Origin of the sequence: Serratia sp. (in: enterobacteria) (genome assembly GCF_051654945.1) — a bacterium.
Lineage (GTDB): Bacteria > Pseudomonadota > Gammaproteobacteria > Enterobacterales > Enterobacteriaceae > Chania.
This window is the reverse complement of sequence record NZ_JBOFZA010000037.1, coordinates 40,237-64,899: the sequence shown is the minus strand read 5'-3', so window position 1 is coordinate 64,899 and position 24,663 is coordinate 40,237. Positions and strand designations below refer to the sequence as shown.

Sequence of the window (24,663 nt, the reverse complement as noted above, 5' to 3'; positions counted from 1 at the left end):
ATAAAATAAAAGCAAAACATTTCGATAGGTCAGGATGATGAATTCTTTTGAAAGACGAAACAAAATTGTCGACTTGGTTCAGCAGAACGGCAGCATCTTGGTCAGCGATCTTTCGAACTCCTTCGGAATTTCTGAGGTTACCATCCGCGCTGACCTGCGCCTGCTGGAAGAAAAAGGCCTGCTGATCCGCTTTCACGGCGGTGCCGCGAGGCCGGGCAGCCAGTTGGAACAGGAGGTCGATGCGCCAAAAACCACCGGAGAGGTCATCCTGGAGGAGCGCTACCAACTGGCCAAAGATCCGAAAAAGCGCATTGCGTTAAAAGCGGCGGCGATGGTCAACCCCGGCGATACGGTGATCCTCGACAGCGGCAGCACCACCATGCTGATCGCCGAAGAGCTGGTCAAGATGGGCAATATCACGGTGATCACCAATAACCTGCCTGCCGCCTTTGCGCTTTCCGACAATAAAGACATCACGCTGGTGCTGTGTGGTGGCACATTGCGCCACAAGACGCGTTCCATGCACGGCTCCATCGCGGAACTCTCCCTACAGGGCATTGCCGGTGACGTGATGTTCGTCGGGGCCGATGGGTTGGATGCCACCAACGGCATCACCACCTTTAATGAAGGTTATTCGATTAGCGGCGTAATGGCTCAGGCGGCCAAGCGCGTGGTCGCGGTGGTCGATTCCACCAAGTTCGGCCGCCGTGGTTTCAACCTGGTGCTGCCGATGAGCCAGATTGACATCATCATTACCGATACGGGCATCAGCAGTACCGATCGTCAGGCGCTCGATCGGGCCAAACCCGAATTAATTATCGTGTAAAATCAACCGGGCAGAGGATCAAGCCTCTGCCTATTACAGCCATCGACGCAATCTTTGCGACAACCCCCTATCAGGCGTTAAACTCTTACCCTTCTCGAATCACACAACTCATGGAAAACCCAGATGACGAAACATTACGATTATCTAGCAATTGGCGGCGGCAGCGGCGGTATCGCATCGATCAACCGGGCAGCCATGTATGGCCAGAAATGCGCACTGATTGAAGCCAAAGAACTTGGCGGCACCTGCGTTAACGTGGGTTGTGTTCCGAAAAAAGTCATGTGGCATGCGGCACAGATCGCCGAGGCCATCCACCAGTACGGCCCGGATTACGGCTTCGATACCACCGTCAACGCCTTTGACTGGAAGCGCCTGATCGCCAACCGCACCGCTTACATCGATCGCATCCATGCCTCTTACGACAACGTGCTGGGCAAAAACAAGGTCGACGTGATCAAAGGCTTTGCCCGCTTTATCGATGCGCATACTGTGGAAGTCAACGGTGAGACAATCACCGCCGATCATATTCTGATCGCCACCGGTGGCCGCCCTAGCCATCCGTCTATCCCGGGTGCCGAATACGGCATCGACTCCGACGGCTTCTTTGAGCTGGATGCCATGCCAAAACGCGTGGCCGTGGTGGGTGCAGGCTATATCGCGGTAGAAATTGCCGGTGTGATGAACGCGCTGGGTGCAGAAACGCATCTGTTCGTGCGTAAACACGCCCCGCTGCGTACCTTCGATCCGATGATTGTAGAAACGCTGGTTGAGGTGATGAACACCGAAGGGCCAACCCTGCACACCGAATCGATTCCAAAATCCATCGTCAAAAACGCCGACGGCAGCCTGACCCTGGCCTTGGAAAATGGCAAAGAGTTCACCGTCGACAGCCTGGTCTGGGCTATCGGCCGCGAGCCTGCGACCGACAACCTCAACCTGGCGGCAACCGGCGTAAAAACCAATGCCAAAGGTTACATTGAGGTCGACAAATTCCAGAACACCAACGTGCAAGGCATCTACGCGGTAGGTGACAACACCGGTGCAGTTGAACTGACCCCGGTGGCCGTGGCCGCTGGCCGTCGCCTGTCTGAGCGCCTGTTCAACAACAAGCCGGACGAGCATCTGGACTACAGCAACATCGCCACCGTGGTGTTCAGCCATCCACCGATCGGCACCATTGGCCTGACCGAGCCGCAGGCGAAAGAGCAGTTTGGTGAGGATCAGGTTAAGGTCTATAAATCGTCCTTTACCGCCATGTACAGCGCCGTGACTCAACATCGCCAGCCGTGCCGCATGAAGCTGGTATGCGTGGGTAAAGAAGAGAAGATCGTTGGCCTGCACGGGATTGGTTTTGGTATGGATGAGATCCTGCAAGGCTTCGCCGTGGCGATTAAAATGGGCGCAACCAAGAAAGATTTCGACAACACCGTGGCGATCCACCCGACCGCAGCGGAAGAGTTCGTGACCATGCGGTAAGGGTGTATGCCTACGCCGTTGTAACTCTGGAAAACCGACTGTAAAAGGTCGGTTTTCTCACTTATGTCACTGGATAAATCATTTAATCCTCCGGCCATGTTTTATATATATCGATTGACGTAACCGGCTTATATTTCCCCCCGCATATCAGGTAGCATTACAGACGGATATTATCTGAGAGATGCTATTTTATTATCACCCATTAATATAAACCACCCATTTAAATACGGTGCAGCAAGCAAGAAACTTCCTAAATATAACCTCAACGAGCAGCAGATTGCCGAGCATCATCGGTTCCAGCAGGCCTATAATCGCCGCGTAGTAATTTGCAGTATCTCGTTTGGCGAGGCTCCTATACAAACACAGGTTACTGATCTGACGACATCGAGAGATGCCCAAGGTTAAGACAGGCTTTATCGGATTAAGGTTTAGCCCAAGGTAACTTCTGAAGATTTTTTCAGATACGTTGTATAGTGCTAAAACCTGGACGCGGAGATAGGCTTCCTGCACTCCCTCTTTGGTTAACGCCCCTATGCGATTCACTGTTGAAGTTTAAACAGCAATAGGGACTAACATGATTAAATCAATTCCATACTCATCGGCGATGGCCGTTGCCGCACCAGCGGTGCATGACGAGTCATCCATTGTCAACTATATGAGCGCTGACTTTATTACCGTCTCCGGCGCCATGACGGTCGATGAAGCCAAGGATTACTTCCTCACGCAGTTGCAAACCGATGAAATTCCAACACAACTGTTTATCACCGCGGATGATTACCACCTCCGGGGCATGCTGTCGGTAAAAAAATTGCTGCAATGCCGAGAGGGTGACAGGGCTATCGGTTCGATGATGAACCATACCTATTTCCACGTCTCTCCGGATGACGACAGAAATGATGTGGCGCATTTATTGGGCAAGGGTGGCCTGGATGTGGTGCCGGTGGTAGTCAACAAAACGCTGGTTGGCGTACTAGGCGAAAAAGAAATCGCTCGGTTGATTGAAGACGAAAATACCGAGGATGCGCAACGCCAAGGTGCCAGCCTGCCGCTGGACAAGCCTTATCTGGAAACCAGCCCCTGGGCATTATGGCGTAAACGCGTGGTCTGGCTGTTGTTGCTGTTTGTTGCTGAAGCCTATACCGGCAACGTGCTGAAAGCGTTTGAGGAGCAACTGGAAGCGGCCATTGCCTTGGCCTTCTTTATTCCGCTACTGATAGGTACCGGGGGTAACAGCGGTACGCAGATCACATCAACCTTGGTAAGGGCGATGGCGTTGGGAGAGGTCAGCCTGCGTAACCTGGGTTCGGTGATCCGTAAAGAGGTGAGTACTTCACTGTTAATTGCCGTCACCATTGGGCTCGCCGCCTGGGTACGGGCCTGGATAATGGGCGTCGGCATGGATGTCACCATGGTGGTCAGCCTGTCGTTGGTAGCGATCACGGTGTGGAGCGCTATCGTCTCTTCCATTATTCCAATGTTACTGAAAAAGGCTGGGATCGATCCGGCGGTGGTATCCGCTCCGTTTATCGCCACCTTTATTGACGGAACCGGGTTGATTATTTATTTCAAAATTGCTCAGGCAGTGCTGGGTATATAACGCAATTGGCGGGTTTCTGCTGGTGCAGAGACCCGTCACCACGGAGGTGCGTCAACACTATGGACTACGTTTTCAACGTATTTTAATCACCGAGGTCATTATCGATTACAGCTAACCGAGGATAGTATTATGGGAAATATGATGGTTTTTATGGGCTTTTTGTTTTTCATCAGCACAATGGGGCTGGTCGCAGCCTACTTGAGCACCCGCTGGGATGACTAATGAACGAAAAAGATCCACCTAGAATCATCCTCCCCGTAACCTCATCAATCGTTGCGGGGAGGATGAAACAACAGCCATAAACTGACGGTATTCACCGCGCGTGACGATGATGATGATTTTTATACTTGGGTTGCTTTACGCTATTTTTATGATCTCGGCAGGCATTAATGAAATTTATCTGCACTCAACCGGTCAGCCCGCATTTCTTTCCTGTTTGTTGCTGACGGGTTGCGCAAGCATGCTGCTCGTCGCTTTTATCTGGCAATGGTCGACAAAAGCCAAAAGCTGACTTTTTAATTCGCATCAGAGCCGTACCAGGCAAAATAGACCAACGCCAAAGGTTGCATTGAGGTCGATAAACTCCAGGTCACCAACGTGCAGGGCATCTAGCCGCCAGGTGACAACACCGGTTCAGTTGAGCTGACCCCGATGACCGCCACCTATCCCAGCACCTGCTCAGCAACAGGTCGGACTAACATCTGGACTAATGTCTGAAATAGTTTTTTAGCGTTATTGGTATATTCGACAGTCCCACTGAGGAGGCGTGATTACCTAGACAGCCCGAGGCCAATTCAAGTAGTATAACCTCATAATTTTGGCCCAGGACAGGTTCTGCCATGTCACCCACGATTTATGATATAGCCAGAGTGGCTAATGTTTCAAAATCTACCGTCTCACGCGTGTTGAATAATCAGACCAATATCTCTCCCGAAGCACGCGAACGGGTTTTGAAAGCGATCGCAGAATTAAATTTCCAGCCGAATAAATTAGCTCGCGCCCTCACCTCCTCCGGCTTTGACGCGATTATGGTGATCTCTACCCGCTCAACTAAAACCACCGCGGGTAACCCCTTTTTCTCTGAAGTGTTGCATGCCATCACCGCCAGAGCGGAACATGAAGGGTTTGACGTTATTTTGCAGACATCCAAAAACAGCCAGGAAGATCTGCAAAAATGTATTAATAAAATAAAACAAAAGATGATCAAGGGCATTATCATGCTCAGCTCACCCACGGATGAGTCCTTCTTCAAAGAGTTGGATAGCTATGCCATCCCGGTGGTGGTCATTGGCAAGGTTGAAGGTGATTTTCAGCACGTTTTTTCCGTGGACACCGATAATTATCAAGACAGCATCGCGCTGACAAACACGCTGATCAATAACGGCCATCGCCATATCGCCTGCTTACATGCCCCGTTGGATTATCATGTCTCTGTTGATCGTTTGGCCGGTTTTAAAGACTGCCTGAACGGCCACGACATTGCCATTCCCAAAGCGTGGATCGTTGACGGTGGATATACCAATGAATCGGCACTCAAAGCCGCAGAGAAATTACTCAGCGGTAAAAAATTGCCCACCGCGATATTTGCCACAGATAGCCTGAAATTAATGAGCCTGTATCGCATTGCCCATGAAAAAGGCATCGCTATTCCACAGCAGCTTTCAGTCGTGGGCTATAGCAACGATATGCTTAGTTTCTTACTCTCGCCGCCTCCCGGTGGTATTGAAGTCCCGACGCAAGAGCTTGGCACCGCAGGTAGCGCACTGTTATTCGATAAAATCGCCGGGAAGCCGGTGCCCTCACGCACTATCGTCGCGACCACCCTGGCACTCACTGGCTCCATCAACTAAACCTTATCTGGGGGATGGATAAAATCCCTCCCCCGACAGCCATTCTCCTGGTTTCCAGGTCAAACTCAGAAACTGTAATTCACGCCAATACCAGCATAGTGGAATTTATCGTCAGCAGCATCATGATGGTTTTGCCACTCATAGGCGTATTCCAACGTCATCGACAGACCGTTATTGAAATCATAGGCATACAGCATCCCAAGACGGTTATAGCTGTGATCCTCGCGATCAACATCTTCTGACCAATCCCAGTTGGTCCAGCGATCCAGGCCCAGGCGGGTGTATGGCGTCAGCGTGGTGTTCCCCAGCGAAATCGGCAAATAGATCCGCATCTCCTGGGTGGAGAATTCACCGTTATTTTTATCGCTGTCGCTGTTGAAGCCCCGCTCCAGATAATAGTTGGTTCTCAACGAGAAGGTGTCATCAATCTTCCAGGTCACGCCCGTTTCCGTTTCTACCCGGCTATCTGAATAACCCGTTTTGTCCAGATCGTTGATAAAGCGATAATACGCCAGCCAGCCGCCAAAACTCCAGTCTTCATTAATTTTTATTTTCCAGTCCGGCTGGAATTTATAACGTTGAGTATCGGCGGTGCCGGCATTAGATCCATTATCATTTTTAAAATGGAAACCATAATTACGCACACCACCGGTAAAACCTAGCGTGACATCATCATTACCGATAGCCTGATAGCGGATTTCCAACTCAGGACGGTTAAAGTAGGTGCCACGGGTAAAGTTGCTATAGTCGGCAGCCCCTTCTTGATACATCGCCAAAGCGATAGTCCAATCGCCTTTGGATGCATTAAAGTAAATAGAGGGTTCATAAAGCCCATCCTTATCATCAGCCTGACCTTCTACGTTTTCTATTTCATACATGGCGCCAATATTATAGTGCCAGTTACTATCCTCAGAAGCTTGTGCGCCTATTGCTCCGGCAGCCAGAATTAAGCATGAACCTTGCAGTATTTTTTTCATAGGGTAATCCTTGTTAAAAGTAACGGCTAAGCAAAACATGCCGAGAAAACCCGGCATGTTAATAGATATGAATTTAATTAATTTATTGCCAGTTCAGTGTCGTGATCAAAGAAATGACTTTTCTGCATATCAAACTGAATACCGATCTTCTGCCCGGCCCGATAATCCGCATCGGCGTTGGCTCTCATGGTAAATTCATGGCCACCAACGGTAGAATAAAGCATAAACTCTGCGCCGGTTAATTCAGCCACGCTAATAAGAGCTTCAATTCCCTGTTCCTCCACGGCTGGGAGAATATCTTCCGGGCGAATACCTAATATTACCGGTTTATGCTGATACCTCTCGCTAGCCACCGCCGAGAGTCTTTGTGGTGGGATCGGTAATTTCAGCGTTTCCGTGACAAAACAGCCGTTATCCAGCGTACCGCGAATAAAGTTCATCGATGGCGAACCAATAAACCCGGCGACAAACATATTGGCTGGCTGGTTATACACCGTTTTGGGCGCGCCAACCTGCTGGATAATGCCGTCTTTCATGATCACGATGCGCGTGGCCATGGTCATCGCTTCGGTCTGGTCGTGCGTGACGTAAATCATCGTCGTATTAAGCTTTTGATGCAGACGGCTGATTTCCGCCCGCATCTGCACCCGCAGCTTGGCATCCAGATTGGACAAGGGTTCATCCATCAGGAATACCCCAGCTTCCCGTACGATGGCTCGCCCCAGAGCGACACGCTGACGCTGGCCACCAGAGAGTGCAGCAGGCCGACGATCCAGATAGCTTTTCAGGCCAAGTATTTGCGCTGCCCACTGTACCCGCTCGTCGATAATTTTCGCGTCCAGCTTCTGCATCTTTAAACCGAACGCCATGTTGTCGTAGACGGACATGTGGGGATACAGCGCATAGTTCTGGAACACCATGGCGATACCACGGGACTTGGCAGGAACGTCATTCATGCAAACGCCGTCGATCAGCAGTTCGCCACCGCTGATCTCTTCCAGCCCGGCAATCATGCGCAACGTGGTGGATTTGCCGCAGCCCGAAGGGCCAACAAAGACGATAAACTCCTTGTCTTCAATCTCCAGATTGAAATCCTTCACCACATGAACCTGATTGTTATAAATCTTCTCAATATGCCGTAATGAAAGCTGTGCCATCGCTATTTCCCTTCTTTCACACGGCCGCTAAGCTCGCCGTGTTTGGTTAACCAGAATGATTGCAGGCACAACTCACTTAGCTCTGCAGTGGATGCCAGCAGCAGATCGGCATGTTTGAGCTGACTGCCGATCCCCACGGAAAGCATGTGGCTGGCGTTGATGGCATCAATCCCCGCCTGTGCGTCTTCGATACCGATACAGTTGGCCGGTGCACAGCCCAACCCTTCACAGGCGGCAAGAAAGATCTCCGGGTCGGGTTTGGAGCGGCTGATGGTATTGGCATCGGCGCAAAAATCGAACTGCCCCGCCAAGCCCAACGCATTCAGGATGCGCGGTGCATTCAACGACACCGAAGCCAATCCTACGCGGATATGTTTGGCATGCAGTTCTGCCAGCAGCGGCGCAATGCCCGGCAATACCGAGCCGGGATGTAACTGCTGCAACAGCTCGACGTAGAACGCATTTTTTTGTGCAGCCAGTTGCAGGCGCTGCTGTTGGCCGATGCGCTGTTCCATGCCGCCATGACGCAGGATCCGCTCCAGGGAATCCATGCGGCTGATGCCTTTTAACTGTTCGTTAATCTGCTCATCGATAACGATGCCGATTTCGCTGGCGATACGTTGCCAGGCGAGAAAGTGCAGATGGGCGGTATCAGTCACCACGCCATCCAGGTCGAAAATCACTGCCTGTAGTTTCATGACTCGGCCTCCTTCATGGTACCGCTCCCAGATTCAACGGTAAAAAAATCTGTCAGCGAGAGGCTTTGCGCTCGACGGATCGATAAGCGTTTTTGCCCGAGCCACAGCGTCAACGGTTGGTCAGTATCCGTAGTCATACTCAGTTGATGCGGGGTCAACGTCAGTTGCACCTTGGTTCCCTGCCAATTGAACGGTAATGAAACAGAACGCCATGCTGCGGGCAGCCGCGGATTAAGGTGCAGTTCGCCCTGCTCAACCGTCAGCCCGATAAATCCCTGCACCGCGCCAAGCCAGATGGCTCCTGTCGCCGCCGCATGAATGCCGTCATCACAGCTGTGAGGTTCGTCGCCCAGATCGATACGGCTGGCCTGCTGCCAGAACTGATAGGCCTGCTCTACGCGGCCACACCTTGCCGCGACCACCCCATGGATCGCCTTGCTGAGCGAAGAATCGTGGATGGTACGTGGCTCGTAGTAATCGAGATTTGCCGCAATCTGGCCTGGCGTAAACAGCCACGGCAACATATAGGTCAGCATGACCACATCGGCCTGCTTCAGGATCTGCATCTCATTGACTTCGGCGCGGGAATAGTCGAGCAAAATCGCCTGTGTTCCCTGCTGTGCCTTGTACTTGGCCAGATCGATGCTGGGCTTGCTGAAGAAGGTATCGTCCTGTGGGATCAATTGCTGTTCGTTAACCGGGGGTAACCACAACCGTTGCAGGAAATCGTTGGCAGACTCGACAAACTCCCGATCTGGCACGGCAAACCGCTGTTGATAGCGCAACGCGCATTCCACGTTGTGATAGGCCAGATAGTTGGTGTAGGCGTTATTATCGACGTGTTCGGTATATTCATCCGGGCCAATCACGTCATGCAGTTCCAGCCGACCATTCACCTCCACCGCCCGGCTGATCCAGAATCGGGCCGTTTCCATCAGCAAAGTGGTGCCACGTTGGCGCATAAAGGTTTCGTCGCCGGTCGCCTGGAAATATGCGTCCACCGCCCAGGCAATATCGGCCACCAGATGATGCTCTGCCAGTGCCGATGCCACTTTCTGGCGTAACCCGGTTCGGATATTGATGGCGGCAAATTCTGGCGTTTCTTCCTCGCCAGACCAGGCGCTTTCCCAGGGGAACAGCGCGCCCTGCCAATCGTTTTTCTTTGCTTTGGCCTGCGCCCCCGGCAGGTTATGCCAACGATAGCTCAACAGCTGACGGGCGATTTCCGGCTGAGTCATCAGATGGAACGGCAGCAGGAACACTTCGGTATCCCAGAAAATATGGCCTTTGTATCCTTCGCCGGTCAGTCCTTTGGCCGCAATGCTGCAACGCTCGCTGTGGGTCGGGGTCATGGCGAACAGGTGATAGAGCGCAAAATCCAAGGTGCGCTGATCCTGCCCGTTTTGGCTATCGACCTTGATACGGCTGCGCAGCCACCAGTTATGCCACGCCTGCTCAGATTCGGCCAGCAACTGGTCGTAACCTTGCGCAACACAGGCCATCAGGTTGGTCAGTGCCTGCTCGCCGGCGGTTTCCGGCTGATAGTCGGCCGCCAATGAGCTTGTTATCCAGTTGGTTTTCACCAGCACCAGCGGCGATCCCTGAGTAACGTTGGCCGTGCAGTGTTGGGTCAAACGGCGGTTCTTGGCGGAAAAGCTGGTGCAGGCCTGTGACGGCACCGCACAGAAACTGCTGATCAGCGCTTCGTTACTGCCATCCAAAGTGCGGTAGCAGCCTTGCAGGTAAAGTTGGTCGAAAACGCGGACGCTGGTTTCATCCAGGTGCTGACGGCCGCTGTTGGTCTGGGTGGCGTCGATGCCGGTGCTAATCGTCACCAGCGCATCGCCATCCAACGGCGTGATTGAGATACGCGAGCACAGCAGCGAATGCCGTGCCGCAGAGAGAAAGCGCTGGCAGTCAATCTGATAGCGCTTGCCGTTGGGCGCCAGCCAGGTCACCTGACGGCGCAATTCGCCCTTGGCAAAATCCAGCTCACGCCGGTAGTAAAGCATCGTGCCGGACAGTAACGTGAAAATCTCCCCGTCCAGTTCAATACGCATTTGCAACACATCCGGCAGGTTAACCAGCTCGGTGGTTTCCGTGGCCGAAGCGCGATGGTAAAACCCGGCCAGATACATGCCGCGTGTTTGTTCGGTGTATGCCTCTTCATGGCAGGCTCTCAGGCCTAGATAGCCGTTTCCAGCCGCCATCAGGGTGGCAAACTTGTTCAGGGTATGTGGGCTGAACTGTGGCTCAACCAACGACGTCAGGTTGCTCATAGGTCGATGCTCGTTCCTTGTTCGGCCGCGAGGTAGATAGCTGCGACAAGCTGCTGAATGATGTAGCCTTGCTCGGCATCTGCAATGCTGACCGGCGCACCCAGTACGTGATCCACAAAAGCCTGCATGCTTTTGCAATGACGGTTATTGTCCGCCGTTTCCCGCTGCATCAACGTCACCAGTTCCCCACCCTGATCCTGGTAGATATGTGCAGGGAAAAGCGTGGCACCGGCATTATCCCCACAGAATTCCACGTTCATTACCGACTGCTGCGAAATATTCAGGATGAATGACGTTTCCAGACGCAGAATGCCGCCGTTATGGAACTCCAGGGTGGCAAACAGCGCATCTTCCACGCTGTAGGCCTGCGGATCCCACTCCCCAAACTGCCCGCTATGTTTACGCTTGCCGAGCTTTTGGAAAGAATGTGCCGACACGCGGCGCACGGCAGGAAAACCAAGCACATACATCGCCGCATCCAACATATGAATGCCGATATCGATCAATGGCCCGCCGCCCTGCAACTCCTTGTTGGTAAACACGCCCCAGCCGGGGACACCACAGCGGCGCAACGCTTTTGCCGTGGTGACATAAACTTCACCCAGCGTGCCGGCAACCACCTGCTCACGCAGTAGCTGCGTATCGCTGGCGAAACGATGATGAAAATCATAGGCCAGCACTTTGCCAGCCTTACGGGCCGCATCACGCATCTCGGCGGCCTGCTGCGGTGTCATCGCCGGAGGTTTTTCACACATCACATGGCAGCCCTGTGCCAGCGCCTGCAACACATGTTGGTGATGAAAACGGTTCGGCGTGCAAACGCTCACCACATCCGGCTGACACTGCTGATACATCTCACCGGTATCGGTAAAGGCATGTGGGATCCCCAACCGTTCAGCGAACGCCTTTGCCCGCTCGGGCTGGCTGTCCACCACCGCCACCAGCTCAAGATCTTCTCTCGTCAGGTAATACGACGCATGTACCGTTTCCGCCACCTGGCCGCCGCCGATAATCGCCACCCTGAGTTTTCGACTCATTTCGCCATCGCCTCTTAGCAGGTACGCAAAAATTGCAGTGATTGCCGGTAGGCCGCCGCCGGATCCTCGGCGCGGACGCGGCCTTCGTAGACGATATAGCCGTCATAGCCGTCGGCACGCAACTGGTCGAAATGCCGTTTAAAATCGATGCTGCCGCTGCCTGGCTGATAGCGATGGTTATCGGCAATGTGCACATGCCCCAGCAGATCACGATTGGCGTGAAACGCGGCGCTGATATCATCTTCTTCAATATTCATGTGATAGAAATCGCCGATGATCTGCGTGTGCTTGAGCTGGTTTTGTTCGATATAGCCACGGGCGTCTGCCAGGGTATTGATCATATGATCCTGATAACGGTTCAGCGGCTCGAGGAACACGGTGGTCCCATTACGCCCCGCTACCTCATCCAGGAAGCGCAAAGAATCGCTCACCGCTTTGCGATCGCCCGCCTGGCTACGTGGCGAGGTCATTGGCGGCAGACGGTAGGTAAACATGCCCCAGGCCGCAGGGACCACGATGCCTTTGCCACCCACTTCGGCCAACGCAGCCAGAATGCGGGCGATTTGTTGCAGGCCGTTCAAACGGCGCTCTTCAATAAAATCACCGATCCAGCCATCGTACCCGCCGCAGGCGGTGGTGACCGGCAGCCCGGTAGCCGCTATGGCCGCCTTGACGGCGGGCAGGTTGTCGACCAGCAGCTTGCCGTCGATTTCGAAACCGTCGAAGCCCATCGCCTTGACATACTGGAATTTCTCAACGAGATCCGTAGGGAAAAACGCCTGATTTTGAGTACCAATTTTCATTGTGCAATCCGTGTTAAATTAGAAGGTAACGCCCATTTTGATGCTCAGTTCCGGCTGCCGGTCGACATACTTCATATAGCTCTCTGCGCTGTCGTGGAAGGTGACCACCGGATCGATCAGGTCTTCACAGTTGAGATAACCGTTCATGAGCAGTTGCCAGCAGGTTTCCTCGATGCGTTTGCGGCTCCAGCGCGGGTAATCCGGGTTTGGTTCGCTACAGGCACGGGAGAAAACGATCTTGGCGTTGTTGAAGTGAGCTTCGCGCCCCAGGTTGAAACCTTCATGGAAAGGCTTGGCAAACGCGACGTATGAGATGGTGCCGCCATAGGCAATACCGCGCAGAGCAGCCTGCAGCGCGTCATCATTACCGCTGGTTTCGATGATCACATCTGCACCTTGTTTACCGGTCAGCTTTTTGATTTCCAGGCCGATGTCGGTACCGATCGGGTTGAAACAGCAGTCCGCGCCGTGGCGCTTGGCAATGGTACAGCGGTGCTCAATCGGATCGACGCCGATCACCACTGACGCACCGGCCTTCTTCGCCAGTTGGATAGCAATCTGGCCAATGGCACCCAGCCCCACTACCACCACAAAATCGCCAACCCGCACGTTGCCATCACGTACGCCGCTCATGGCAAACTGCGCCGGGTCGTAACATACGGCATTTTTCCAGCTGGCACCGGCTGGCATTTTGCGCAGCTTGTAGTTGTTGACCGCGTTGACGATGACGGTTTCCTGCAGCGGCCCATAGCTGCACACCTGGTCACCAAGTTGGTATTCCGTCACGTCAGCGCCACGCTCGATCACTTGCCCCACCACCATGTTGCCGAGCTGGAATTTACCAAACTCGATCCCCCGAGCGGCACCAGCGGCCCGTGGCACAAACAGGTTCCACTCGCTGGAAAACTCTTCATCGATAAACGGGCTGGCCGCGCGGAAATCCACTACCTCGGTACCATGCTTTGGTGCACCGAAGGCCACCTTGATTTTCACTTCGTTTGCCAACACCGGGCGATCTTCATACTCAATCAATGCCGCAACACGCGGCGCGCTTGCCACTAACTTTTTCATTTATTGACTCCAAAAAGGGAACGGCCTTAGCCCTTGACGCCACCGGCAGTCAGGCCACTTTTGATAAAACGTTCGGAAAGTGCGTACATCACCACCACCGGCAATGCCGTCACCAACGAGGCCGCCATCATCCTGCCCCAGACATAATCCGGCGTGCTGAACAGCGTGCTCAGCCCCACTGGCAGCGTAAAGTTCGCCGAACTGGAGAGGAAAATAGAGGCAAACAGATAGTCGTTCCACGCCACCATAAAGCAGTAGACGAACACCGATACCAGGCCGGAAACCGCCAGCGGAACGGTGATGTAAAAGATAATCTGCAACCGGTTGAGGCCATCCATCATGGCTGCCTCTTCAATTTCGTCCGGGATGGTGTCGAAATAGCTTTTCAGCATGAACACCGCCGTGGGCAGCGTTTGCGTCACCATGGTGATAATCAGCGCCAGTTCGGTGTCGTAAATCCCCAGCGCGGTGATGATTTTGAACAGCGGCACCACCAGCAGGATGCCGGAGAACATATACACCGCGTAAAAGCTGGCGTTGATGGTCATGCGCCCTTTAAAGCGCAGCTTGGAGAGCGCATAGGCCCCCAGAATGCCGATAAATACCGCGATGGCCGAAGAGGTCAACGACACCACCAGGCTGTTTTTGAAGTAGGTCAAAAACGGGAAGATGGTGGGGTTAAAAATGTCGATATAGTGCTGCAGCGTCCATTCCTGCGGGAAAATGGTCGGATGCAGCGAGATCGCCTCTTTCGGGCTTTTGAACGAGGTCATCAGCATCACGAAAAACGGGAACAACGTAATGCCAAGAAACAGCGCCAGCCCCAGATAAAAGCCCACGCGACCGGCAAGTTTGCGTTTATTTGTTGCCATGGAGATTCACCCGATTTCTGGTTAGCAGGATAACGGCGAAGATGATGACAAACAGCACCACCGAGATCGCAGCCGCTTTACCCAGGTCGTTAAAGGCAAAGGCGGTTTTATACAGATACACCCCAAGAATGTTCACTTTGGTGGTCAACAGCCAGACATCGGCAAACATGTAGAACATCCAGATGGTGCGCAACGTGATGACGGTGGCCAGCACCGGCATAATCGCCGGCAGCGTCACGATCTTGAAACGCTGCCAGGCGTTGGCTCCATCCATTTCGGCCGCCTCATACAGCGATTTGTCGATGGTCTGCAAAATGGCCAAAAACGAGATAAACGCATAGGGGAAGTAGCGCCAGATGGCGAACAGCACCACCAGGAAAAAGCTGCTGCCGGGGTTGTCGAACCACAACGGAGCCTCATCGAACAGGCCCAGGATATCCACCCCCAGAAAGTTCACGATGCCATAGCCGCTGTTGAACATGTATTTCCAGGAGAACACCAGCGAAATAGAGGGTGTGACATAGGAGAGGATCACCAGGGAACGCGCGGTTTTACGCAACCGGAATTCACGGTTGAAAAACAGCGCCACTCCCAGCCCCAGGCCAGTGCTGCCCACAACCACCAACGCGGTGTACCAGAAGGTCGTCCAGAGCGAATGCCAGAACGCGGCATCCGTCAGGATATTGATGTAGTTTTGCAACCCGACAAACTTGGCATCAATGTTCGGGTTGAGCGGTAAACGCAAAAAACTGATTTCGATGTTCGACAGCATCGGCCAGGCCACCAATCCCCCCAGCAACAACAGGCTGGGGGCAAGCAGCATCATGGCGAAGGGCATGTCGGAGCGGCCAGAGAACCACTTCTTCATAGTGAGTTATCCTGTGGTTCAGTGTTGTTTCATTAGCTCGACAATGCGCTGCTGGCTGCGCTCAAGCGCTGGCGCAGTGGCCTGTTTACCGACCGTGACCTGATTGACCATCTCACTCAGTACCGCCGAGCCGGTGATGTCTCCCATGCGGGTAAAGTTTTTATCCCCGACGGAACCAAAGACCTGCACGTTCGGGAACTGGGCAATCAGCTCGGCCGGTAAGGCACCAAAGGCTTTTATCACCGGGTTATCCTGATAGCTGGCGGTTTCCGTCACCGCCTTGGTTACCGGCAGAGCCGCCCCAGGTGACATCAATACCCAGTCGGCCGAGTTCTGTGCCTGCTCAAGGAAAGTGACAAATTTCTCGGCGGCGGCCGTTTCCGCTTTGGTCTGGCCTGCGGTGATGGTGAGCGAGGTGATCATGCCGTAGACCGCCGGAGATTTTTCCGTTGGCACGACAAAGCCAAGATCCTGAGGTGAACCGTCTTTGTAGAAGGCTGGCAGGATATAAGTGGAGTAGACGGCCATCGGCGCGGTGCCGTTCATAAAGGCGTCTTTTATCTCCATCACATCATTAGAACCAGGCATGGTGTACTGCGCCAGCTCGCGGTAATAGTTCAGCGAAGCAAGCATCTCCGGGGAATTGACCGTCACCTCTCCGGCCGCATTGAACACGTTACCGCCATTGGAAAGGGCAAACTGTGAGAAGGTTTGTTCGGTCATGACGCTTTCTGCGGTTGGCAGCGCTATACCGTACTTTTTCTTGGCGCTATCCGTCATTATGCGTGCCGCATTCAGCAGTTCGCTCCAGTCTTTAGGCTCGCCAAGACCCGCCTTTTCCAGCGCCGATTTGCGATACCAAACCCCGCCAAGCCACGCACTGATCGGTGCACCGGTATAGGCACTGCCATCTTCAGTGCGCACTACGCGTAACACCCCGTCGAAGAAGCTGTTTTCCCCGACCGTCGCAATCACCGTTTTCACCGCATCGCGATCGATAAGCTGCTCTTTATCCATCACCTTGGCGTAATCGTGGCTGACTTCGATCACTTCAGGCAGTGCGCCGGAACGGGCCAGGGTGATCACTTTGGTGTTATAAGCATCCTCTTCAACCGGCACCTGTTTGACGATGATTTGCGGGTTTTCCTGGCTGAAACGCTCAATCAGTTTGCCGATCACCGCCTGACGTTCCTGCTCAACGGAAGAGTGCATAAATTCAATCGTGACCTGCTGCGCATCATCTTCTTTACAGCCCGAGAGCAAAGCAGCGGCTATCAGTGCTGTTATCAGCACTGGTTTTGCAGTTTTCATGGTGATTCCCTTTTATTAATAGCTAAGCCATAACACCTGATAAGGCTGCATGTCGTAAGATTGGTTTCCCTTAATCGCGCTGCCGGTGATTAACTCATGGAAATTATTATCCGGCAGTGGGAATGGCTGAACGTTATCGCTCAGATTAAACAGCGCCAGAAGATGACCCCCAACAGCAGAAGTGCGTTTAATCACTAATATCTTCTCGCAGTATTCTTCTGCACAGAAAGAACTGGCCGGGTGGAAAACACGGTGTTTTTTACGCACACCCACAAGATGGGATAATTGTTCAAATACCTGATGACGCAATGTATTTTCATCACCAAGTTCGCTTTCAATTTCCTGCAAATCATATTTTCTGCGGTTAATAGCACGGTTATAACCCAGGCGCTCTACGCCAGCATAGTCATTACGCGAGCCTAAAATACTTTGAATATAAATCGCCGGTACGCCAGGAAATGCCAGCAGGATGGCATGAGCGAGCACAAACCGGCTCAGCCGTTGCCGATCGCTGCTATCACGTTGATTTAACGCATCCATATAGGTGACGTTAATTTCGTAAGGGCTGCGGGTCCCGTCCGGATTGTTTTTCCAGTTAACCAACGCCCCTTCTTCCTGCAGATGGGCAACCAGCTGCAGGATTTCTTCTTCGGGCAGAATGCCGCGCAGAGGATTCAGGCCGATACCATCGTGAGAGGCAAGGAAGTTGAACCAGGTAGTGTTGCCATTGCCAGCATCGCCCAAAGAGCTGGCCCATTGGCTCAGCACCTTGGCCGACCCGCTGTGAATGGCGTGTAGCACCAACGGTGGCAACGGGAACTGATAGACCATCTGCGCTTCATCATGGCCATTACCCAGATAGGAGATGTTGTCCAGGTGCGGGACGTTAGTCTCGGTGATCAGCACGGTACCCGGGGCAACTTCGTCTACCACGGCGCGGAAAAGTTTCACCAACTGGTGCGTTTTTTCCAGATGAATACAGCGGGTACCTGGCGTTTTCCACATGTAGCCTACGGCATCCAGACGCACATAGTCGGCCCCTTGCTGCAAGTAATGCAGCAGCACGTCGATCATCGCCAGCAACACCTGCGGATTGGCAAAGTTGAGATCTATCTGGTCGTCGCTGAAGGTGGTCCAAAGGTGTTGTTGCGTGCCGTCGGCCAGGGTGAATGGCGACAACAGCGGTAAAGCACGGGGGCGCGTTACCGCAGACAAATCGGTTGCGGGATCAACTGAAATAAAGAAGTTGTGATATTTCTCCTGCCCGCTTAAATATCCCTGAAACCAATCACTTTTGGCAGAAATATGGTTGCAAACAAAATCAAACATCAGCTTTGCTGATTGATTAAGGCGGGAAATATCCTGCCAATCACCGGCAACCGGGTCGACCTGATGATAATCAACCACGGAGAAACCATCATCTGACGACCAGGGATAAAAGGGCAACAAATGAATATGTGAAAACGTATCAGCCAACCCGCGGTTATAAAAATCGCTTAAGGTTTTCAGCGTTTTTTCGTTGTTGTTATGAAATTGATCGGCATAAGTAATCAATACCACATCGCTTTCATCCCACTGCGGTTTTCTGATCCGGGTAACGGCTTGCTTGCCCTGTTCAACCCTGGAAATAACCGACTTAACCACTGACTCATCTAATCCGTCGTCATAGATAGCAGCCAACAAACTGTTAATTTTTTGCATTTCTCATTTTCTGTGGGAGCGGTACCATGAAAACAAGGCTACTCCCTGTTTATTTTTCTGTCAACGAACTAAAACCAGGAAAACAGCATTGCAAGGGCTGTTGATAAATATTTGTGAGGTGCCGCAAATTAACGGCCAATGGCACACTGTTGCTGACAGCGGGTCGACACGCTTTCCCCGCAGATAACCAGCGTGCCGGGCCTGACTACGCTGCATAGCTCACAGACAAAAATCGCCATTTTCTATACTGTTAACTCTACGAACTCCACACCAAACGTTGAGACGCCTAGTGAACAGCTTTGACCTGTCATTGTTAAAATATCTCCAGGAACACAGCCCGGTCGCGATCGTGGATGTCACCTCCAGGTTTGGCAAAACCATGTCGACGCTGAAGCGCTCCATGAAGGAGATCAACGAATTCCTGGAGCCAGACTGCCACCTGCACCTCGATGGACAGGCGATCGTTACGGCGATCGGCTACCGGGAATATATCGCCTTTCTGGAACAGATCCCGTTCAACCGCTACATCACCACCGCCGAAGAGCGTGTCAAAGATCTCAGCGTGGCACTGTGTCTGCAAAACGTGGTGAACAAAAGCGAGTATTACCGCAAGTTCAACGTGAGTCCGACCACGCTCAAAAACGATAACCAGGCGCTGTCGGCATTCTTACAGGCCAATCATCTCTCCGTTACCCCCATTCCCAAGCAAGGATCGCGGCTGGATGGCGACGAAATTCTGCTGCGCATCGCTATCTGCCTGACGATCCTGAAAACGATTGAGATCGGCGAGGATCATCTGCTGGTACCACACAAAGCCAACGAACCGATCAATCGCTCCATTGCCACGCAGTTCTTAACGGTGTGCCAGCAGGAAATCAGCGCTGCCGCCGAGCTGTATCAACAACGGCTCAGTCACCAGATCACACTGGGATATAACAGCAAAAAATACTTTCTGGTGTATATGAGCATTGCGCTGCATCGCATGCGGCGCGGGCATTTGATCACCCACAGCGATAACCTGAGCTTTATTCAGTCCTCCGACTTTGGTTTGCTGGAAAACGAGCACGAGAATCGCTTTCTCGACCTGCTGATTTCATCCCTGACTTATACCTGGCGGCCATTCGATATCTATGACCCGACATTGATCACGCTCGTTGGCCAGCTGTGTGAATGCCTCACCCCCTTGCTGCGATCAAAAATACACAACCGCTCGCCCTTCTTTGCCGAGATCTACCAGTTCATCTATGCGAGCATCGTACAAAACAAGTTCAACCTCTATTTTGACGATAAAAAGCTGCATCAGGTGCAGACGCGGCACGCGCTGCTCTATCAGGGGGTCACCCAGGCCACCGCGCCCATCGCGCAGTACTATCAGACCACTTTTTCAACGGTTCATTTGTCCACGCTGGTGCTGATCCTGAAGAAATACGAACTGCAAAACCGCGCCTACAGCGAGCAGAAAAAACGCGTGATTATCGTGACCAACTCTTCGGAAAGTAAGGTGGGCTATTTCAAGGAGGTGCTGAAATCACATTTCCATATTGAGATTGTCGGCTACGTTAATATCAATGAGATCCACACGCTTGAGCAGATCCCGTTTGATTTGCTGATTACCTTCACCAACAAGATCTCCAGCTACCTGAAGTATTATCAGTGGGATTACATCAAGGTGAATTTCTATCTCAGCCGCGATGATATCTCGCTACTCAGCCGGCACGGGCTGTCTCGGGCGAAGAAGAAGATCCCGGCAGAGCAGTTTATTCAGGAGATTGAAGGATTGGATCGCCAGCAACTGCGTGCCCTGTTAGAGCGGGAATATCCGGATTATTTCATCTGACAGCGGGGGCGCGAACGGGCGCAGCAGCGCCCGTCTTTGAGGTTAACCGTTGAGTTGGAGCTGACGCAGGCCACGGCAGTAGACTTCCACCAGCTCCAGTCCTTCATCCAGCACCAGAATATCGGCGTCTTTACCCGGGCACAGTGAGCCTTTGCGGTCTTGAGCACCCGCCAGAAACGCCGGATTTTCGCAAGCAATGCTGGCGACCGACACCAGGCCATTATCCAGACGATCGACGATGTTCTTCACTGAATCGAGGAAATTCATCTCCAACTGCTGCACCTCGCCATAGTCACAGGGGCAAACGTGCCGCGTGTCGCCACCGTCAGAGGTAATCTCTAACTGCCCCTGTTTGATACGGAAGGTCTCTTTGCGCAGGTAATGGTGAAACTCATACCCTTCCGGGAAATCCACATAGCCCATACAGTCGCTCATCAACACCATGCGCCGATCGCGTTTCAGGCGGTAGAGCAGATCAAATGCCTCTGGCTTGATGGTGATACCACTCTGTTTCGCGACCTCCGCGTAAGTATCCTGGTAGTACATCAATGCCCCAACCACCCCAAGCTCACGGTGATGGAAGCCACGCATCCCGCTATAGGCGTGGGTGAAGTGGTTTAACCCCGCTTCTATCGCTGCTGTCACTTCTGCGAAGGTGGCATCGGTGTGCCCCGCAGACGCGGTGATCCCCTGCGCCCGCAGATAACGAATCAACTCCAACGCCCCTTCCAACTCTGGCGCTAGCGTCATCAGGCGGATGTTATGACCCGCCAGCCGATTAAAGCGCTTGAAGCCCTCAACGCCAGGCCGTTGCAGGCAATCGGCTCGCTGCATACCGAGGTGTTTTTCGCTGATGTAGGGGCCTTCCATATGAATACCGATGGCTTCGGCCCCGTTCGCTGGCGTGGCTGTGGCAATATACTCGGCAGCCTCCACCAACGATGCCTCAAGGAAATCATTGGGCATGGTTCCGGAGGTGGGCAGATACGAGGTAACGCCAACCTTGACCAAATCGTGGCTCATCCACTTTAGCGATTCCTTATTGCCCTTGTAGCCGAACGATCCACGCCCCCAGCCATGCACGTGAATATCGACAAAGCCGGGCATAATGATCCGCTCGCTATGGTCGATACAGTTGCCGGAAAACTGGCTGGCAAACCCGCTGATTTTTCCTTGTTGCACCAGCAGATAACCGGCCTTGATACCGTCGGGGAAAACAATCCGGTTGGATTTTATGACCCCAGAGCACTGGTCATTCATGGCTCCTCTCCAATACCCGCTCCGCCAGTTCATCGGCCAATACGGCACACAGGCCGGTATAGGCACCGGGATCCAGCAACTCCGCAATCTCTTGTGCCGTGAAGTTATCGGCGATGACCGGATCCTGGCTTAAGATTTGACCGTATTCTAGATGTTCATGAGTACTGCGCATCGCCATGTTGTACACCAGCTCATGAGCCGGATCCTTGCCCAGTTTATCCACCAGCTTCATCATGATTTTTTCGCTGTTGATCAGCCCGTGCGTCAGCAACACGTTGTCGTGCATCCGCTCAGGGTTAATCACCAGCGTGCGCGTCAACTCCTCGGCACGCAGGATGATCTCGGCCATCAGCTCAATGCTTTCCTGCAGGCTGGCATCAAAGATAAAGTAGGCCGAACTGTCCGCCTCAAACGGCCTGGGGCACACGTAAAGCACCGCCGTCATCACCGAATACAGCTTCTGGGCGTTGGCAATGATGCCCTTCGCCAGCTTGGGATTGACCTTCTGCGGCATAGTACTGCTGCCCACGGTGCCTTTGGTGAAGGCCTCGGAGACCTCGCCAAACTCCTCGCTGGACGTCTGATAGACCTCTTCAGCAATTTTATGCAGGGTGGTCGCCAGCAAACACAGGTTGCTGATGTACTCGGCGCGAAACACTCTGGCACTGCGCGAAGGCACCAGCATCGAGTGCATGCCAAGCTGTTCGGCGACCAGATCCTGCACCGTTCTGCCCTCTTCCCCCGTGGCGTGAAATGCCCCCACCGCACCGCCCATCATCACGGTAAAGACGCGTTTTTCTGCCTCCTGCATACGTTCCACCGCCGCCAGCAGTTCATAAATCCACACGGAAACCTTATAGCCGTAGGTGATGGGCAAGGCATGTTTACCGTGGGTACGACCCGCCATCAGGGTATTTTTATGGGTCTTGGCCAAGCGGGCCAGGTTGACCAGGGTGGCATCGACAAACTTCATCAGATGGCGGTGGAATTTCTGCACGATCAGCAGGTGGGCCGTTTGCTGAATGTTTTGGGTGGTCACGCCGTAGTGCACATACTTGCCACTTTCCGTATCACAAGCTTTGACCAACACCTTGATCACGGGCACAAACCCGTGGCCAATCTGGCGCATCAAGCGATCGATCTCCGCCAGATCGATCCGCTCCAACCGGCAGTTGGCCGCGATGTTTTCCGCCGCCCCAGCGGGGATCATACCGACCTTGGCCTGCGCCATCGCCAAAGCCCCCTCTACATCGAGCCACGATTGCACTCTGGCCTCGTGGGTGAACAGGTCTTTCATGCCCTGATGATCGATGGTTTTACTCTTGGAATCATAAAGTGCGCGCATGCCGTTCTCCTGTTAACGTTGCTGGATGCCAGCAAGATTGTCGTCTACCGCGTTACGGACAAACTCGACGTGTGGCCCGAAAACAACGTGAATATGATTGTTGGAGGCAATAAACGTCCCCAACGACCCCGCCTCTTTCAGCAACTCCATGTTCATCAATTTCTGATCGCCCAGGTCGATACGCAGCCGCGACACACAGTTTTCCACCCGCTTGATGTTCTGCCTGCCACCCAGCCCCTCGACAACCAGTTCCGCAACCTTGTCGTACTCTTTGTTATTCAGTAGCGCACTGTCCGCCATCTCGTTTTCACGGCCTGGGGTTTTGATATCGAATTTGCCAATGGCATAGCGGAACACGCCATAGAACACCACAAAGTTAATCGCGCCCAGCAACAACAGGTTTACCCAGTGGGTGTTTTCGTACATCAGCCCGAAGATGCCGAAATCAAATATCGTGCCACGAATATAGCCAATCGAAACCTCCAGCATTTGCAGAGGAATGGTCAGCAGACCACACAATATCGCGTAGATAACAAACAGCTGCGGTGCAATAAACAGGAAGGAGAACTCGAGCGGTTCCGTAATATTACCGAGGACCGCCGTCAGCACCACGGTCAGGATCATCCCTTTGGCAAACTTCTTGTTTTTGAAATAGGCCATGTGATACATCGCCAGCCCGATAGCCGGGACGCGGAACAGGGTGGTCAGCATCTGCGACGACGCCAGGTAACTGGACAGCGTAGGCATGAACTCATTCCAGGCTGGATGGTTTGGCCCCAGTTCAAACAGGATCTTGTTCATGGCAGGCAGAATGCCAACGTAGGTCTGCCCATCAATCAGATAGGTGCCGCCCGCTGCGGTAAAGCGCACCGTTGAGCTCAGCACATGGTGCAAGCCAAACGGGATCAGCAAACGGTTTAGCGTCATGTAAATCCCGGCACCGATATTTGGCGCCATCATCACGGTGGAGATGCTCCTCATCCCATAGGTGAACACATCCCACACGAAGGGAATAAGCAGCCCGACCGGAATGGTGAAGGCAATCGACAGGATGGCGACCGATTTCTTACCGCTGAAGAAGGCAAATGCCAGCGGCAGTTGTAGCCGATAGAACCTGTCCGTCACTTTTGCGGCAAGCAAACCGGCGATGATCCCTCCCAACGCTTCGATTTTCAGCGTGTGGATGCCGAGCACCATGCCCTGCCCGACCAGCGCCATATTCTCTGTCACCAGTTGATCCATCACCTTCAGATGCACATGCATTGAGATCAATAGGGTGAGATAGGCAATCACCGAAGCGAAAACCGCAATCCCCTTTTCCTTCTTCGACATCCCATAAGCGACCCCCATGGCAAACAGCAATGGGATATTCTGGAACACCACGCTGCTGATTAATCCCACCGAGGACAGGATCGCCTTGCAGTAGGCATTGCCCAGAAACGGCAGCTTGTCGATCATATACGCCTGGCCCAGCGCGCTGCAGATCCCCATTAGCATCCCCACCGGGGCTAAAACAGCAATCGGTAATAATAGGGAACGCCCAAACGTCTGTATTTCGTTTTTAAAGTTGGATTTCATAATCTGGCCCCTGGTTTACTTTACCCCTCTATCAAACAATGCCGACGCTGCCACCATCAAGGCCAAATGCTGGCTGATTCAAGGCTCATTTTTTGCCCGTTAAAAAAATCAGGGGCAGGA

Annotated in this window: 20 protein-coding genes and 1 riboswitch; of the genes, 6 read left to right on the top strand and 14 right to left on the bottom strand. The window is 53.0% G+C overall.

What is annotated here, in order from left to right; genetic code table 11:
* Positions 1-37: 37 nt before the first annotated feature.
* The 5 genes from ACRDCA_RS03945 (at position 38) to ACRDCA_RS03925 (ending at position 5,749) form a co-directional block, all read left to right on the top strand.
* Positions 38-826, top strand: coding sequence for a DeoR/GlpR family DNA-binding transcription regulator (locus ACRDCA_RS03945; protein WP_438688495.1), 789 nt, complete (start codon positions 38-40; stop codon positions 824-826).
* Between the two features lie 123 nt (positions 827-949).
* Positions 950-2,302: a glutathione-disulfide reductase gene (gene gorA, locus ACRDCA_RS03940; RefSeq protein ID WP_438688383.1), complete on the top strand. Its 1,353-nt coding sequence runs from the start codon at positions 950-952 to the stop codon at positions 2,300-2,302.
* Positions 2,303-2,630: 328 nt separating this feature from the next.
* Positions 2,631-2,804, top strand: a riboswitch (M-box (ykoK) riboswitch).
* A gap of 72 nt (positions 2,805-2,876) precedes the next feature.
* Positions 2,877-3,899 (top strand): magnesium transporter, encoded by a 1,023-nt coding sequence (locus ACRDCA_RS03935; RefSeq protein ID WP_438688382.1) that lies wholly within the window; start codon positions 2,877-2,879, stop codon positions 3,897-3,899.
* Positions 3,900-4,028: 129 nt separating this feature from the next.
* Positions 4,029-4,121: a protein MgtS gene (gene mgtS / locus ACRDCA_RS03930; protein WP_438688381.1), complete on the top strand. Its 93-nt coding sequence runs from the start codon at positions 4,029-4,031 to the stop codon at positions 4,119-4,121.
* A gap of 617 nt (positions 4,122-4,738) precedes the next feature.
* Positions 4,739-5,749: a LacI family DNA-binding transcriptional regulator gene (locus ACRDCA_RS03925; RefSeq protein ID WP_438688380.1), complete on the top strand. Its 1,011-nt coding sequence runs from the start codon at positions 4,739-4,741 to the stop codon at positions 5,747-5,749.
* 65 nt (positions 5,750-5,814) lie between these two features.
* Here ACRDCA_RS03925 and ACRDCA_RS03920 read toward each other — a convergent pair whose 3' ends face one another.
* The 11 genes from ACRDCA_RS03920 to ACRDCA_RS03870 form a co-directional block, all read right to left on the bottom strand.
* Positions 5,815-6,726, bottom strand: a complete 912-nt coding sequence (locus ACRDCA_RS03920; RefSeq protein ID WP_438688379.1) for an OmpG family monomeric porin — start codon at positions 6,724-6,726, stop codon at positions 5,815-5,817.
* 77 nt (positions 6,727-6,803) lie between these two features.
* Complete coding sequence (locus ACRDCA_RS03915; RefSeq protein WP_438688378.1) at positions 6,804-7,883, bottom strand: ABC transporter ATP-binding protein; 1,080 nt, start codon at positions 7,881-7,883, stop codon at positions 6,804-6,806.
* A gap of 2 nt (positions 7,884-7,885) precedes the next feature.
* Positions 7,886-8,581: a beta-phosphoglucomutase gene (gene pgmB, locus ACRDCA_RS03910; protein WP_438688377.1), complete on the bottom strand. Its 696-nt coding sequence runs from the start codon at positions 8,579-8,581 to the stop codon at positions 7,886-7,888.
* Positions 8,578-10,860, bottom strand: coding sequence for a glycoside hydrolase family 65 protein (locus ACRDCA_RS03905; RefSeq protein WP_438688376.1), 2,283 nt, complete (start codon positions 10,858-10,860; stop codon positions 8,578-8,580). Before ACRDCA_RS03905 ends, pgmB begins: the two co-directional genes overlap by 4 nt.
* Positions 10,857-11,897, bottom strand: a complete 1,041-nt coding sequence (locus ACRDCA_RS03900; protein ID WP_438688375.1) for a Gfo/Idh/MocA family protein — start codon at positions 11,895-11,897, stop codon at positions 10,857-10,859. Before ACRDCA_RS03900 ends, ACRDCA_RS03905 begins: the two co-directional genes overlap by 4 nt.
* Positions 11,898-11,911: 14 nt before the next feature.
* Positions 11,912-12,700: a sugar phosphate isomerase/epimerase family protein gene (locus ACRDCA_RS03895; protein ID WP_438688374.1), complete on the bottom strand. Its 789-nt coding sequence runs from the start codon at positions 12,698-12,700 to the stop codon at positions 11,912-11,914.
* 18 nt (positions 12,701-12,718) lie between these two features.
* On the bottom strand, positions 12,719-13,771 hold the full coding sequence (locus tag ACRDCA_RS03890; RefSeq protein ID WP_438688373.1) for a zinc-dependent alcohol dehydrogenase: 1,053 nt from the start codon (positions 13,769-13,771) through the stop codon (positions 12,719-12,721).
* Positions 13,772-13,797: 26 nt separating this feature from the next.
* Entirely contained in the window at positions 13,798-14,643 is an 846-nt protein-coding gene (locus ACRDCA_RS03885) for a carbohydrate ABC transporter permease (protein WP_438688372.1), read from the bottom strand.
* Entirely contained in the window at positions 14,630-15,511 is an 882-nt protein-coding gene (locus ACRDCA_RS03880; RefSeq protein ID WP_438688371.1) for a carbohydrate ABC transporter permease, read from the bottom strand. The genes ACRDCA_RS03885 and ACRDCA_RS03880 overlap by 14 nt, the downstream gene beginning before the upstream one ends.
* Positions 15,512-15,529: 18 nt before the next feature.
* Positions 15,530-16,822, bottom strand: coding sequence for an ABC transporter substrate-binding protein (locus tag ACRDCA_RS03875; protein WP_438688370.1), 1,293 nt, complete (start codon positions 16,820-16,822; stop codon positions 15,530-15,532).
* A 15-nt stretch (positions 16,823-16,837) separates the two neighbouring features.
* On the bottom strand, positions 16,838-18,523 hold the full coding sequence (locus ACRDCA_RS03870) for a sugar phosphorylase (protein ID WP_438688369.1): 1,686 nt from the start codon (positions 18,521-18,523) through the stop codon (positions 16,838-16,840).
* A gap of 289 nt (positions 18,524-18,812) precedes the next feature.
* Between ACRDCA_RS03870 and ACRDCA_RS03865 the strand changes: the two genes are divergently transcribed.
* Complete coding sequence (locus tag ACRDCA_RS03865; RefSeq protein WP_438688368.1) at positions 18,813-20,360, top strand: hypothetical protein; 1,548 nt, start codon at positions 18,813-18,815, stop codon at positions 20,358-20,360.
* Positions 20,361-20,402: 42 nt separating this feature from the next.
* Here ACRDCA_RS03865 and ACRDCA_RS03860 read toward each other — a convergent pair whose 3' ends face one another.
* Genes ACRDCA_RS03860 through ACRDCA_RS03850 form a run of 3 tightly spaced genes read right to left on the bottom strand, consistent with a single transcriptional unit; the run spans position 20,403 to position 24,543 of the window.
* A complete protein-coding gene (locus tag ACRDCA_RS03860; RefSeq protein ID WP_438688367.1) occupies positions 20,403-21,620 on the bottom strand; it encodes an N-acetylglucosamine-6-phosphate deacetylase in 1,218 nt (405 codons plus the stop codon).
* Positions 21,613-22,965: a class-II fumarase/aspartase family protein gene (locus ACRDCA_RS03855; protein ID WP_438688366.1), complete on the bottom strand. Its 1,353-nt coding sequence runs from the start codon at positions 22,963-22,965 to the stop codon at positions 21,613-21,615. The genes ACRDCA_RS03860 and ACRDCA_RS03855 overlap by 8 nt, the downstream gene beginning before the upstream one ends.
* A 12-nt stretch (positions 22,966-22,977) precedes the next feature.
* Entirely contained in the window at positions 22,978-24,543 is a 1,566-nt protein-coding gene (locus ACRDCA_RS03850) for a PTS transporter subunit EIIC (protein ID WP_438688365.1), read from the bottom strand.
* Positions 24,544-24,663 lie beyond the last annotated feature (120 nt).